Below are 14,317 nucleotides of genomic sequence, written 5' to 3' on the forward strand. Positions count from 1 at the left end.
TTTCTGATGCCCTTTATTAAAAATTTCCCGAAAGCGAGTTGGCGTTTAGCAAAAATTGCAGTGGGTGGAGCTGTTTTAACTGGATTGGCTGTAGCAACAATCTCTTATGCTCAAGCGAGGCCCTTAGCAACCGTTGAAAAAGTAGAATTAGACAAGTATTTGGGTGTTTGGTACGAAGTTGCTCGCAAGCCGATGTATTTCGAACGTAAGTGCGCGTATAACGTTTCAGCAACGTATACCGTAAATGAAAATGGCAATATTGTTGTCGATAATAAATGCTATGACGTTGATGGAAATCTTCAGCAAAGTCTTGGTGAAGCATTTGTGGTGAATGCACCTTTTAATACTAAATTAAATGTAAGTTTCCTACCTGAAGGTGTTCGTTGGATTCCTGTTGGGCGAGGGGATTACTGGATTTTAAAACTTGATGAAGATTATCAGACAGTATTAGTCGGAGAGCCGAAGCGAAAATATTTATGGGTGCTTTCACGAACACCAAATCCGAAAAAAGAAGTGATTCATGAATATCTAAATTATGCCAAGTCCCTTGGCTATGAGATTAATGATATTATTTACCCTGAACATCGCTAGAAACAGCACTTTATTTTTAAACCATGCGCTTGCATGGTTTTTTATTTCTCATATAGTGGATTAATCAAGTTTTTCTTGAACCACTTTTCTCTCCAGAGGTCAAAATGTTTAAGGGAATTGCGTATTCAGTTTTGGCTTCTGTGACCTTTGGTGTTCTTTATTTTTATACCCAATTTTTAGGTGCATTGGATAGTGAGCAAACCTTTGGTTGGCGCATCATTGCGACCTTGCCATTTTTAACTCTATTTATGTGGTTTAGTGGTGATTTGGGTCATATTAAAACTATTTTCCAAAGAGTATTAGCAAAGCCTAGTTTACTCCTCTTGTTAATACTAACCTCGGTTCTAACCTCTGCGCAATTATGGCTTTTTTTATGGGGGCCGATGCATGGTCGAGGATTGCAGGTTTCGCTTGGTTATTTTCTATTACCTCTTGTACTGGTGCTCGCTGGAAGTGTTTTATATGGAGAAAAACTTTCTAAGTTACAGTGTTTGGCTGTGTTACTCGCAGTGTTTGGTGTAGGACACGAAATGTGGCGTTTGGGGAGTATTGCGTGGGAAACGGCTTTGGTCGCAATAGGTTATGCAGCTTATTTTGTGATTCGAAAAAAAATCAATACTGATAATTTGGGTGGATTTTGGTGGGATCTTATATTGATTTTACCTATTGCAATTTATTTGACACAAACAGGTATCACACCATATTTGAAGTTTTTTGACCATCCAAGTTTAACCTTTATCGTCATGGGCTTAGGCGCATTAAGTGCGATTGGTTTGGGATGTTATCTTTTAGCAAGTCGATACTTACCATTGATTATTTTTGGGTTATTGGGATATTTAGAGCCAGTTTTATTAGCATTAGTGTCTTTGATGTTAGGAGAAAAAATAGGTACAGAAGAGTGGCTTACTTATATACCGATTTGGTTAGCCGTCTTGGTTTTGGTGATCGAAGGGGCGATCCATCTGTATCAACAAAGACTACGTAAACAACATTTGGAATTGAATTTACAACAATATTCAAAACGGCTCAGTGACAATGAGCAAGATTAATATGAGTCTAGTTTTGAACTAAAGGCCTTTAAGCTTCGCATATAAGTAGTACATTCGGTTAATGGTGAGAAACATTAAAATACGTCCATATTCCTTAGGCAGACAGCCAACCTCACCGTTGCAGTTGAAAAAGGGCTCACCAATCCAAGAAATAGGAAAATAGACAATATTTGTGAGTAGCAGTCCAAATAATCCGATAAAGCCCATAGAGACTTCACAAGCAAGAGGAATGCTAATGAGTAATAACCATATTTTAAAATTCATTTTTACCTTGAGTTAGTTAAGTGTTGTAATGAGTTGAAATATAATTTTTGTTATTATATTTCATTAGGTTGGTTTTATTCGATTGGTGATTTTAATTTTTGATCCTACTGTTTGTTGTAGTTATTAGGATCGTGTAAAGGATAACTATATTTATCAGTAGCTTCATCATCCGTATGAGTAAAAATCAACTCAAGCGGGTCATGAAAATGAATATTCACCAAAATTCATAAAAATAATTATAGGTATTTTATGAATTTATAGTCAATTAGTACAAAATCTTAGCTCGTTTAGCAGCTTTTGATTCAATCTTGATGATAATTCTATTACAATAATGGCGTTTTAAAAATTCACGCCCAGTATATATAAATTAGAGGACGTAACTGTGAGCAAAGAAACTATCGTTGCCCTACACGCAGAACACCAAGGTCGTTGGAAAAACCGTGAAGAAATCGCGGAACGTATGATTACATTAATTGGTCAATTGTACCGTGAGAAAAACATCGTGGTTTCTGTTTACGGTCGTTCTTTAATTAACCGTTCAGTAATCCAAATTTTAAAAACTCACCGTCGTACTCGTATGCTTGATGTTGAGCTTTCAGTTGTAAATACGTTCCCTATTTTAGAAGCGTTAATGAAAGTTGAAAACATTGGTTCAGCTGAAGTTGATATCGGCAAACTTGCTGTTGAATACAAGAACCAAGGTGGCGATGTTGATGCATTTGTTGCACAAGCTGTTGCTCCAATCCAAGGTAACTCAACTGCTGCTGAGCCTAAAGATGTTGTTCTTTACGGTTTTGGTCGTATCGGTCGTATCTTAGCGCGCTTAATCATCAGCCAATCTGGTTTGGGTCGTGGTTTAAGCCTTAAAGCAATCGTTGTGCGTAAATCATCTGATGGTGACTTAGCTAAGCGTGCTTCGTTATTACGTCGTGACTCTATTCACGGTACTTTCGACGGTACGATTTCTGTTGATGAAGAAAACGAAGCGATCATCGCAAATGGTCAATTCATCAAAGTAATTTACGCTTCTAGCCCAAGCGAAGTAGATTACACGGCGTATGGCATTGATAATGCACTTCTTATCGACAACACTGGTAAATGGCGTGATGTTGATGGTTTAGCTCTGCATTTACAATGTGCTGGCGTTGCTCGCGTTGTGTTGACTGCACCTGGTAAGGGTGACATGAAGAACGTTGTATTTGGTGTGAACCAAGCTGACATCTTAGATGAAGACAAAATCATCTCTGCTGCAAGCTGTACCACGAATGCAATTACACCTGTATTAAAAGTTTTAGATGACAAATACAAAGTGTTAAATGGTCATGTTGAAACAGTTCACTCATTTACAAATGACCAGAACTTAATCGACAACTACCACAAAGCAGATCGTCGTGGTCGTGCTGCAACATTGAACATGGTTATTACAGAAACTGGTGCGGCAAAAGCAGTTGCAAAAGCATTACCAGCACTTAAAGGTAAGTTAACTGGTAACTCAGTACGTGTTCCAACACCAAACGTTTCTCTTGCTATCTTGAACTTAACTTTAGACAAAGAAGTTGATCGTGAAGAAGTGAACGAATACATTCGTCAAATTTCGATTAACTCTAAGTTACAAGGTCAAATTGGTTATACCAACTCAACAGAAGTTGTATCGAGCGACTTTATCGGTTCTCGTACAGCGGGTGTATTTGATGCACAAGCAACAATCACTTCTGGTAACCGTTTAACTGCGTATGTTTGGTACGATAACGAAGTTGGTTATAGCTGCCAAGTATTACGTATCGCTGAACAAATGTGTGGCGTAAGCTATGCAAAAGTCCCTGCTGAAACAAATGCATAATATTTGTTAGCAAAGCTATACAATAAAAGCCCAGTTTAAACTGGGCTTTTTATTGACTGTACAGAATCTATGCAGATTAAAACATAAAAATCGATGAGAATAACCACAAAGGGAAATGATTTGTTAGGAATACTTCATTGTTGCAGTTTAAACGTGTGCTGGCGATTTTTGGCCTAATTATTGTTGCTAACCTATGTGGTGTTTATATTGCCATGTGGGTATTTAAACATTTTAATATTTATATCCCACTCAAAAATCAAGATGTTGCGATTGATTTACAAGAGCCATTACAAGTTCGTGTAAAAGTGAAAGATGCATTAAATGTAGATGTGGATGGTCGCGTGGATGCAAAAATTCCAATCGATGAGCAACTCAATGTTCCGTTGACACAAACATTAACACCACGGGTGTATTTTGATAATTTGGTGCCGATCAGCACCACAATTCCTGTCAATGAAACGATTAAGGTTAATCAAAGTCTGCCAATCGATACAAAAGTTCAAGTTAAAATTTTAGGTAAAGATGTCACTTTACCCTTGAAAGGGTCTATTCCTTTGCAACTGGATGTGCCGATTAATATCCAAGTTCCTTTAAATCAAAAAGTTCATTTAAAATTTGATGCGCCAGTCCGTACTGTTTTAAAAGAAAATTTAAATATTCCATTAAAAGCACAACTTAATGCCAATATTCCTATTCAAGGCAAATTAAATGTACCTATTACATCTGAGCTAAATGCATCGGTTGACGTAAAAAATACGCTTCCAGTTAAAATTGCTGAAGGGGAGTTGAAAATTCCACTTTCAACGATGTATTTGGATCGTGTTAAAACTCAACCTGTAGATGAGCCTGCAAAACCACGTGACGTAAAAATAGGTGAATAATGGATATCACCAAATCAATTAAAAGCTTTGTGATCAGTTTTGTAATACTCACAACGTTAGTTGCGATCTTGTTTTGGTTGTATTTGAATATACAAGCATCTTTGATTGTTTCTGCACAACAGGCGGATATCCGCCTGCCTGAATCATTGGCTACACAAATTCAGGTGGGTGATCATTTACGAGTAAAATCACAGGGTCAACTCAATACAACCTTGGATATTGATCGAACTCTACAACTTCCTTTGAAAGGTAAATATTTAGCGGATTTAAGTTTTGAAGTAGAAACACCGATTACCGTAAATATTAACTATGAAACAATGCTCAAAGTTGATCAGGTCATGCCTGTTGAAACGAGTACTGACTTAATTTACCAAAATAAACTATTACCGAAATTTCCATTAAAACTAGATGTACCCGTAAAGCTCGACATTCCATTTCAATTGAAGCGGACGTATACCGTTCCTGTAAAAATCGTATTTAGTGGCCCTGTTCATTTTGGATTTGATGAATCAGTAAATTTACCTGTGAAACATCAGTTTAAACCAAGCTTTTATATGAATGATGCGGTGAATATGAGTAATATCTCATCTTTTAATGCCACGATGTTTAACTCAGTTCAGCAAACTAAAGCGAATTTAGATATGCAGATGGAGTTGCCATTGAAGAATGTGAAACCTTAATAGAAATAAAAATCTTTTTTAATGTTTGATACGTATTTGCTGATTATTCTATTCGAGAAATTTTATAAAATGTGGCAAAATAGTCCGCTTTTAAGATTTCAGAGGATTGGCACATGCGCTTTGTTGATGAAGCAGTCATAACCGTAGAGGCTGGCGACGGTGGCAATGGCGTAGCCAGTTTTCGCCGTGAAAAATTTGTCCCTTTTGGTGGCCCAGATGGTGGTGATGGTGGACGTGGCGGAAGTATTTATATTCAGGCCGATGATGACACTAGCACGCTCGTAGACTACCGATATACGCGTCGATTCCGTGCTGAACGTGGTAAAAATGGTTCAGGTGCGAATTGTTCTGGTCGTGGCGGTGAAGATGTCATTTTAAAAGTACCTGTAGGTACGACCATTGTTGATACAGAATCAGGCGATATTATTGGTGACTTGGTTGCTGATGGTCAACGTGTGAAAGTTGCAAACGGTGGTGATGGTGGTTTAGGAAACACACACTTTAAATCATCGACTAACCGTGCTCCACGTAAATGTACCCATGGTATCAAAGGTGAATACCGTGAAGTACGTTTAGAACTTAAAGTACTTGCTGATGTCGGCTTACTCGGTATGCCAAATGCGGGTAAATCAACATTTATTCGTGCAGTCAGTGCAGCAAAACCGAAAGTTGCTGATTATCCATTTACGACAATGGTGCCAAACTTAGGTGTGGTCGATGCTGATCGCCATCGTTCGTTTGTAATGGCTGATATTCCAGGCTTGATCGAAGGTGCAGCAGAGGGTGCAGGTCTAGGGATTCGTTTCCTTAAACACTTGGCTCGTACACGTATTCTTTTGCATATTGTTGATGTTCAACCAATTGATGGTTCTGACCCAGCACACAATGCAAGAGCAATTTTAGGTGAGTTATTAAAATTCTCTCCGACATTGGCAAAACTTCCTGTGGTTCTTGTATTAAATAAGCTTGATCAAATTCCTGAAGAGTCAAGAGAAGAGTGGTGTCAGCACATTCTTGATGAGTTGCAATGGACTGGTCCAGTATTCAAAACTTCTGGTCTTATGTCAGAAGGAACCAAGGATGTGGTTTATTACTTAATGGATCAAATTGAACAACAACGTGAACGCGAAGTTGAAGATCCAGAGTACGCGGCAGAGATTAAAGCATTCCGTGAGCAGCTTGAAGCTGAGACACGTGAACAAACCATCGCAGCAAAAGAAGCATATCGTGCAATGCGTAAAGCTCAGCGTGAAGCTGACTTTGACGATGATGAAGACTTTGATGACGATGAAGATGATGGCGGCGTAGAAAGCATCTACGTTCGTGACTAGTAAACCGAGGAAGAAATGATAGAAGTGGTCGATGGGCAACGTCAGCTCAATGCGTGTAAACGAATCGTTGTTAAAATCGGATCATCTTTACTTACTGCAAATGGGCAAGGTCTAGATCTAAATGCAATTTCGCATTGGGCGAAACAAATTGCTGATCTACACAATGCTGGACATGAGATTATTTTAGTGTCTTCAGGCGCAGTAGCAGAAGGGATGGTACGCATGAAGCTTGCGAGTCGACCCACCGATCTACCCAGTTTGCAAGCTTGTGCAGCCATCGGACAGATGGGTTTGATTCATACTTGGTCTAGTGTATTAGAGCAGCATGGTATCCAAACAGCACAAGTCTTATTGACGCACGATGATCTTGCTGATCGTCGTCGTTATCTGAACTCATGTGATGCCTTACAAAATTTGATTGATTGGCGTGTTATTCCTGTCATAAATGAAAATGATACTGTTTCTACAGATGAAATTCGATTTGGTGATAATGATACGTTAGCAGCCATGGTTGCGGGTCAAGTTCATGCAGAGTTGTTGATTATCTTAACTGATCAACAAGGTATGTTTGATTCTGACCCAAGAAGTAATCCAAATGCGAAGTTGTTCTCCGCTGTTCGCGCTTTAGATGACACTCTGTTTGAAATGGCGGGTGGTGGTGGTGTGCTTGGTCGTGGCGGTATGGTAACCAAAGTTCGTGCTGCAAGATTGGCTGCAAAGTCTGGCTGCCCGACGCTAATCGCAAGCGGTGAAAGTGATAATGTTTTGGCTCGTTTAATGGCGGGTGAAATGTTAGGCACTTTATTTACTACGGATAATGATCGTGTCACAGCGCATCAGCAATGGTTAGCAGCACATCTACAAACAGCTGGCCGCTTAGTGATCGACGATGGGGCAGTTGAGGCAATTAAGCTCAAACATCGTAGTTTATTGCCTGTCGGTGTGAAAGACATTCAAGGGCATTTTGCGCGTGGTGACGTGGTTGAATGTATTGATCAGCGTGGCAGTCGTGTCGCTGTTGGTCGAGTTAATTTTAGTTCAACTTCAGCCGAGCGAATCAAAGGTTTATCTTCTGAAAAAGTCTATCAAGTTTTAGGTGAAGCACGTTCTTTAGAAATGATTCATCGCGATCATATGGCGATTTATTAAATTGATGAAAAGAAAAAAAGCTCGTATTCAGCGAGCTTTTTTTATATTTCACTCATGTTTTCGCAAATCTTGGGTGCCTGTGGTTTTAATTTTGGTAAAGCTTTTTCTTCGCCTACCATATATGCATAATCTGCAATCGATAACATTTCTAAATCTTCTTCGCTATTGCCATATGCATAGATAAATTGATAATCAGATAGTTGATATTGCTGCATAATTCGAAATTTTTTTTGCTCACAGCTACAATCTTCTGATCGATAAAAGCCTGTTAATAATCCATTTTTATATTCTGTTTCAGTGCAAATTAATTCAATATTTAAATACTTGCAGATATAGGTTAAATACAGATCAATTGAGGCTGAAACTAACACAACTCGATCCCCACGCTGTTGGTGGAGTTTTAGCTGATGCAGCAAATCAGGATCAAGTTTTTTAATTAGTTTTTGCGCATATTCTTGGGCTAGTTTATCCACAAAATCTAAAGGTATATCTTTAAACATGCTTTGATATAAACGTGGTCTCATTGCATGTGCTGGATATAGCTTTAAATAATAGGCTTGAATCCAAGGGAGGATTTTCAGCCCATTTTTTACAATATGACGTTTTGAAAGGGTATAGAAAATAAACCCAGTAAAGCTGTCTTTGGGATAAAGTGTTCCATCGAAATCAAATAAAGCAAGATTTATAGTTTTATTCGTTTCGCTCTTTGCATGCATGATTCATATCTTCCATTTACACGGCTAGCAAACCAATTTGTATTGTAGTCACGGCTTAATTTAGGCCCAGAAATGACGACTTGCGGCATCACCGCATACATTGGTTCTTTATTGGTTTTATTCTGATAAAGTTTTTGTAGAGCTAAATAAGTTTGCGTATCTTCAAATTTCTTTTCCTTTTCTTTTTTCAAGTCAGAGCGAATTTGTCTTGGTGTAACGAGCACGTTATTTTGTGCAAATGCAGCGATTAGCTCTTTTTCAGTTTGGCTTTGTGTTGCTTTGATGCCGCCATCTTTGTTGTACAGTAATAAATCACCATCCAAACTAATTTCAGTATCCGTGAGCGCATTTAACATAGACTGAAACGCAGCGTTACGGCTGGAATACATGCCTGAGTTATAGTCAGCAAAACGATAGATTGCTTTGTCATAATCCGCAGGGTATTCCATCAAGCGATGAATACCATAATATAAGCCGCCATATTGGGTATAAAGATCATTACGCAATTCAGCGATGTTTCCACTTTGGCGTTTATGTTCTTTTGCGTAGTTAATATGGACTTGCATAGAACCCAGAGTGGTAATTGGATTCATCTTTTCGCCAATGTCTTGACCAACCAGCTTAGCTGCACCTGTGAGTGCACTCACATGATAGTGCTGAGACATGTAGTCAAAAATTTCACGATAAAGTAGATCAAGTTCGCGCTCAGTTTTTACTTTACGCATTTGGCTCATGTAATTATTTTCTGGTGTTGGTTGGTTTTTGAGAACATCTTCAAAATAACCAGCAACAGTTCCCCCAATCATTTCGCCTAATTTTGCTTCAAACTTTTCATTTAAGCGTGTGTTGATCTCTTGAACAGCTTTTTCACCTAAACCTGGAACTGTTGGATCAGCAACAAAGTTCGACTCTTGGTCAACCACAGCAACAATACTGCATACATTTTGTTTGGTTTTTGGAATTTTGAGTTGTTCCATAATGTCGAAGATGTCCTGTGACCAAGACTGACGACCATGAACGCGAGGTGGAATGACTTTCTGAATTTGTTCAGCTTCCATTTCAGGTTCTTTATTATTTGACCACCATGAACTATCTCCACAAGCCACTAAACTGATACAAGCAGTAAGCATGCTAAGTGTTTTGATGAATGGACGAGCAGAAGAGGGTTTATTCATAATCTGGACAGCACCGCATAAAAAGATGAGCTGAATGGGCGAATGAAGTATACTATGTTGATCAGAATTTGTAAGAAAATATATGTATATTGGTTCATATCAACTGTCAAATAATTTGATTGTTGCTCCAATGGCAGGTGTTACTGACCGTCCATTTCGCTCGTTATGTAAATACTTTGGTGCTGGTCATGCGGTTAGTGAAATGATGACTGCGGACAAAACCTTGCGTATGAGTAAAAAGAGCCTATATCGGGCAAATTTTGATGGTGAACTTGCACCTATATCAGCACAAATAGCGGGTTCTGATCCTGAACAACTTGCTGAAGCCGCACGTTATCAAGTTGCAAATGGCGCCCAAATTGTTGATATCAATATGGGATGTCCTGCCAAGAAAGTTTGTAATAAGCTTGCAGGATCTGCGTTGTTACAAGATGAAGATTTAGTCGCTCGAATTTTAGATACGGTTGTTGCTGCTGTTGATGTCCCTGTAACGTTAAAAACGCGGTTAGGTTTTTTAAACGGACATGAAAATATTCTACGAGTCGCAAAGCGTGCAGAACAGGCAGGTATTGCCGCATTAGCTTTGCATGGTCGTACTCGTGAAGACATGTATTTAAATACCGCGCGTTACGAGTTAATCAAACAAGTTAAAGAAACGATTCATATTCCTTTAATTGCGAATGGCGATATTGATAGTCCTGAAAAAGCTAAATATGTTTTAGATTACACGGGTGCAGATGCCATTATGATTGGGCGTGCAGCACAAGGACGACCTTGGATTTTCCGAGAAATTGCACATTATTTGAAAACAGGTGAGCATTTAGCTGCACCAGATATTGCTGAAGTGAAAGATGTTTTGTTAGGCCATTTGGCTGAGTTATATCAGTTTTATGGTGAATATTCTGGATGTCGTATTGCACGTAAACATATTGCTTGGTACACCAAAGGCTTGCGTTCTAGCAATGAGTTTCGCCAAAGTATGTATAAAGTTGAGAGCACAGTCGATCAAGCTAAAGTTGTTGAGGCTTACTTTGATCAGTTGCTTGATCAAGGTCAACGTATGAGTGATGTGCAAGTTGAACAAGTCAACTTATTAGAAATTAAATAATCTATTTTTGTTTATCATTAAAAAAGCCTGCAATTTTGATTGCAGGCTTTTTCTTACTCTAAGTGAGAGGTAATTTTCTGCAAAATTTGCAGGATCACATCAAACTCACTTTGGAGTGGGGTACTTTTCCGTGTTACCAATGCCAATGTACGGCTTGGCGCATCTTCAATAGATTTCACAGCAATATCTTCATTGAAATGAATCATACTGTTTTTTAGTGCAATTTCTGGAAGTAGGGTAAAGCCTAAATCAGAAGACACCATTTCAACGAGTGTTGGAAGCGAACTTGCTTTCAAGCGGTGATCATTTTTACGTTCGCCAACAGGACATGCGCTTAAAGCGTGGTCACGTAAACAATGACCTTCTTCAAGTAACATTAAACGCGTCAAATCAAGATCATCGAGCGAATTGGCATTTGCTGCATTCGTGTCTTTTTTATTGTAAACAAGAAATAGATGTTCTTTGGCAATTTCTTCAACTTTCAAACTACGTGTATCAAAAGGGAGCGCAAGAACGATCATATCTAAATTACCATGTTCAAGCTTTTCTACAATCTTTTCACTTTGTGCTTCATGTAGATGTAATTGAATTTTAGGTAACTGTTGATGAACTTCATCAAGAAGCTGAGTCAGAATAAATGGTGCAATCGTTGGAATAATCCCAAGATGCAAATCACCTGTGAGAGGTTCGCTCATCTCTCGACTCAAGCGCATTAAGTCTTGAGCGTCCGCAAGTAATACGCGTGCTCGAGCTACAACTTGCTCACCGAGTGGGGTTAAGCGGACGTTTTGACGATCACGTTCAACTAGGACGCCACCCAATAGACGCTCTAACTCCATAATGCCGCCCGATAACGTCGATTGGGTGACAAATGAACGGCGCGCTGCTTCAGTAAAATGTAAAGTTTCTGACAACGTAACTAAATATGATAGCTGTCTTAATGAGGGTAATGCAGCCATAGTGTCCTAGTGTGATGATCTAAAATGATGAGCAAACAAACCGCTAAGTTGTGGAATGAAATGAGCAGGAATATCATGCCCCATTCCTTGAATTAATTCAAACTTAGCACCAGAAATCGCTTTTGCAACCGCTTTCCCGTGACTCGGCGGTAACAATCGGTCTTTAGAGCCATGTACCACCAAGGTCGGTTGAATAATATTCTTGTTCAATGGTAATAATGAACCTGTACATAATATTGCTAAAAACTGTTGAAGTACACCCGCTGGATAAAAACTACGGCGATATAATTTGCGAATAGTTTGAATTGCTTCTACTTGGTTCACATAACCAGGAGAGCCAATGATGTGAAATACTTTTAAACTATGATTTACAATTGAATCTTCATCATGCGCTTCAGGCTTACCCAATAAGCTAAATAACTGCTTAGGAAACGGAGGAGGGAGTAAGGGTTGGTTGTTGCTCGTAAATAGTAGTCCGATTTTTTCTACTTTTTCTGGATATTTTGCAGCAACGATTTGAGAAATCATCCCACCCATTGAAGCACCTAGAATATAGGTTTTTTCTAGGCCAAGCTGATCAATTAACATGGCAACATCATCTGCCATGTCATACAGTGTATAAGGTGCACCTTGATTCGCAAGACCAAACATAAAGCGACTCATTAATTTCATGGTATTGAGTCTTTGACCTTTATGGCGAACTTTTGAAGATAAGCCAATATCACGGTTATCAAATCGAATAACGCGAAAACCTTGATCAATTAAGGATTTACAAAAGAAATCTGGCCAAAACAGCATCTGAGCACCTAAACCCATAATCAATAAGATTGTTGGATGTTCAGGATTTCCACCCATTTCTACATGTAATTCAATGCCATTACCCAAGGTAACTTTAGTTTCTTGCATAAATGGAGCATATGGTGACACGTTGAATTGTAGGGCACTGTTCATGGCATTCATTCCAAATTGAATTATTTTTATAAACAATATTTAGAGAGTTTATTGGAAGTCATTTTACAATAAACTCTCGTATTTAAACCTTAAATTTGAGCAGGAATCAAGTCAGGTACAAGTTTGGTCAACGTTAAACGTTGTTTCCCTGCCGTTGCCCCTAACAGAACAAAACCTCTCAATGTGCCAGCAGCATCAGCCGCTTTCGCAATCATACCATCATCAAATTCTTCAGTTTCCCAGCTAACATCTACATCTAATGGTGCTGGTAGAACGGTTAATGGAGCAGCAGGTGTTTTCACTGCGACTGGCATAGCAGGGTAGTGTACAGCGGTACTTTGTCCGCTAAGTGTTTTTGCTAATGCTCGTGCTTGTTGCATGATTGGCATCACAAATGGAAGTAATGTTCCATTGACTTCAGCACAGTCACCAACTGCATAGATATCAGGTTGATTGGTTTCTAATAGCGTATTAGTAATGATGCCGCGGCTAGTTTGAATATCTGCTGATTTTGCTAATGCTGTATTTGGTTGTAAACCAATGGCTGAAAGTACGATATCTGCAACTAAAGTTTGACCGTTTGCCAATGTTACAGCGTAGTCTTCACCATCATTAATTTTAGTTACTTTTTCAACTGTTGTAGAAAGGGCAAATTTAATGCCTGCTTGTTCTAAGTTGGTTTGAAATGCCTCTGCAACGTGGTTTGGTAATAAACGACCTAATGGTTGTGGCGCTAGATCAATGACAGTCACATCATAGTCACTATGCAATAAATCATTGGCAAATTCACAACCAATTAAACCAGCACCTAAAATAACGACACGCTTATCTTTACGTTTTGCAAGATTTTCTCGGAAAGCACGATAGTCAATCAATGAGTTCACAACATGAATATCATCACTGCCATCACCCGCAATCGCAAGACGAATTGGGTTAGCGCCTACAGCCAAAACAAGTTTTGAATAGGGTTGAGTGATTGTCTCACCATTTTTTTCTAATATTAGCTCATGGCTTTCAGCTTTGATTTCTTTTACCCACGTTTCTGCTTCGATACGCATATTTAACTGGGTTGCCATTTTTGCTGAGTCACCTAAAGCAATTTGTTCAGGCGCTTTATTTCCGGCAAAAGCATTGGATAATGTTGGTTTTGCATAATTTACCGCATCATCCGCACAGATCATAACAAGTTCTTGTTCAGGGCTGAGTTTGCGAAATTCTCTTGCAACGGTATAACCAGCCATACCTGATCCGATAATGACGATAGGATGCATGATATTCTCCAATATTTTTCCATTAGTAAAACAAATGATAAGAAAAAAGACCATGATCATTATCATGGCCTTTTAGAATGATTTAGATTTCGACCATTTCAAAATCAGCTTTTGAAACGCCGCAATCTGGGCAAGTCCAATCATCAGGGATATCTTCCCATTTAGTACCTGCTGCAATGCCGTCTTGTGGCCAACCTTCTGCTTCGTCGTAAATCCACCCACAAACGATACATTGATATTTTTTCATGTGACTCTCCAAACTGATAGGTATGCTCAAGTTGCCTTTCAGTAAAACTATTCCATAATGTCGTTATGATCGCAGCAATAGAACTAACTTGTGTTGATCAGGAGT

General features: G+C 38.9%; 14 protein-coding genes. 8 read left to right on the top strand and 6 right to left on the bottom strand.

Going from position 1 to position 14,317, the window contains the following annotated elements; translation table 11 throughout:
- Nucleotides 1–6: 6 nt before the first annotated feature.
- The 7 genes from ACF8D3_RS02605 to proB all read left to right on the top strand — a co-directional run bounded on the left by ACF8D3_RS02605 (nucleotide 7) and on the right by proB (nucleotide 7,785).
- Entirely contained in the window at nucleotides 7–591 is a 585-nt protein-coding gene (locus ACF8D3_RS02605; protein WP_392469960.1) for a lipocalin family protein, read from the top strand.
- Nucleotides 592–695: 104 nt separating this feature from the next.
- On the top strand, nucleotides 696–1,640 hold the full coding sequence (gene rarD, locus ACF8D3_RS02610; protein WP_392469963.1) for an EamA family transporter RarD: 945 nt from the start codon (nucleotides 696–698) through the stop codon (nucleotides 1,638–1,640).
- A 646-nt stretch (nucleotides 1,641–2,286) separates the two neighbouring features.
- Nucleotides 2,287–3,744 (top strand): glyceraldehyde-3-phosphate dehydrogenase, encoded by a 1,458-nt coding sequence (locus tag ACF8D3_RS02615; RefSeq protein WP_392469965.1) that lies wholly within the window; start codon nucleotides 2,287–2,289, stop codon nucleotides 3,742–3,744.
- Nucleotides 3,745–3,881: 137 nt separating this feature from the next.
- Nucleotides 3,882–4,625 (top strand): hypothetical protein, encoded by a 744-nt coding sequence (locus ACF8D3_RS02620; protein ID WP_004880719.1) that lies wholly within the window; start codon nucleotides 3,882–3,884, stop codon nucleotides 4,623–4,625.
- Entirely contained in the window at nucleotides 4,625–5,305 is a 681-nt protein-coding gene (locus ACF8D3_RS02625) for a hypothetical protein (protein ID WP_007479944.1), read from the top strand. The genes ACF8D3_RS02620 and ACF8D3_RS02625 overlap by 1 nt, the downstream gene beginning before the upstream one ends.
- A 113-nt stretch (nucleotides 5,306–5,418) precedes the next feature.
- Nucleotides 5,419–6,636, top strand: a complete 1,218-nt coding sequence (gene cgtA, locus ACF8D3_RS02630) for an Obg family GTPase CgtA (protein WP_007479946.1) — start codon at nucleotides 5,419–5,421, stop codon at nucleotides 6,634–6,636.
- Between the two features lie 15 nt (nucleotides 6,637–6,651).
- Entirely contained in the window at nucleotides 6,652–7,785 is a 1,134-nt protein-coding gene (gene proB / locus ACF8D3_RS02635; RefSeq protein ID WP_004880712.1) for a glutamate 5-kinase, read from the top strand.
- Between the two features lie 41 nt (nucleotides 7,786–7,826).
- On the opposite strand, the gene ACF8D3_RS02640 is transcribed toward proB, so the two are convergent.
- Nucleotides 7,827–8,501: an HAD family hydrolase gene (locus tag ACF8D3_RS02640; protein WP_392469969.1), complete on the bottom strand. Its 675-nt coding sequence runs from the start codon at nucleotides 8,499–8,501 to the stop codon at nucleotides 7,827–7,829.
- Nucleotides 8,468–9,676 (bottom strand): DUF1615 domain-containing protein, encoded by a 1,209-nt coding sequence (locus tag ACF8D3_RS02645; protein WP_004880705.1) that lies wholly within the window; start codon nucleotides 9,674–9,676, stop codon nucleotides 8,468–8,470. Before ACF8D3_RS02645 ends, ACF8D3_RS02640 begins: the two co-directional genes overlap by 34 nt.
- A gap of 82 nt (nucleotides 9,677–9,758) precedes the next feature.
- On the opposite strand from ACF8D3_RS02645, the gene dusB reads away from it, so the two are divergent.
- A complete protein-coding gene (gene dusB / locus ACF8D3_RS02650; protein ID WP_004880703.1) occupies nucleotides 9,759–10,784 on the top strand; it encodes a tRNA dihydrouridine synthase DusB in 1,026 nt (341 codons plus the stop codon).
- 53 nt (nucleotides 10,785–10,837) lie between these two features.
- On the opposite strand, the gene oxyR is transcribed toward dusB, so the two are convergent.
- The 4 genes from oxyR to rubA form a co-directional block, all read right to left on the bottom strand.
- Nucleotides 10,838–11,743 (bottom strand): LysR family transcriptional regulator OxyR, encoded by a 906-nt coding sequence (gene oxyR / locus ACF8D3_RS02655; RefSeq protein ID WP_004880701.1) that lies wholly within the window; start codon nucleotides 11,741–11,743, stop codon nucleotides 10,838–10,840.
- Between the two features lie 6 nt (nucleotides 11,744–11,749).
- A complete protein-coding gene (estB, locus tag ACF8D3_RS02660) occupies nucleotides 11,750–12,694 on the bottom strand; it encodes an esterase EstB (RefSeq protein ID WP_004880698.1) in 945 nt (314 codons plus the stop codon).
- Nucleotides 12,695–12,783: 89 nt separating this feature from the next.
- A complete protein-coding gene (gene rubB / locus ACF8D3_RS02665; RefSeq protein ID WP_278596060.1) occupies nucleotides 12,784–13,965 on the bottom strand; it encodes a rubredoxin reductase RubB in 1,182 nt (393 codons plus the stop codon).
- An 82-nt stretch (nucleotides 13,966–14,047) separates the two neighbouring features.
- Entirely contained in the window at nucleotides 14,048–14,212 is a 165-nt protein-coding gene (rubA, locus tag ACF8D3_RS02670; protein ID WP_004678010.1) for a rubredoxin RubA, read from the bottom strand.
- Nucleotides 14,213–14,317: the final 105 nt, after the last annotated feature.

It is taken from the genome of Acinetobacter sp. YQ_14 (assembly GCF_043102985.1).
Lineage (GTDB): Bacteria > Pseudomonadota > Gammaproteobacteria > Pseudomonadales > Moraxellaceae > Acinetobacter > Acinetobacter venetianus.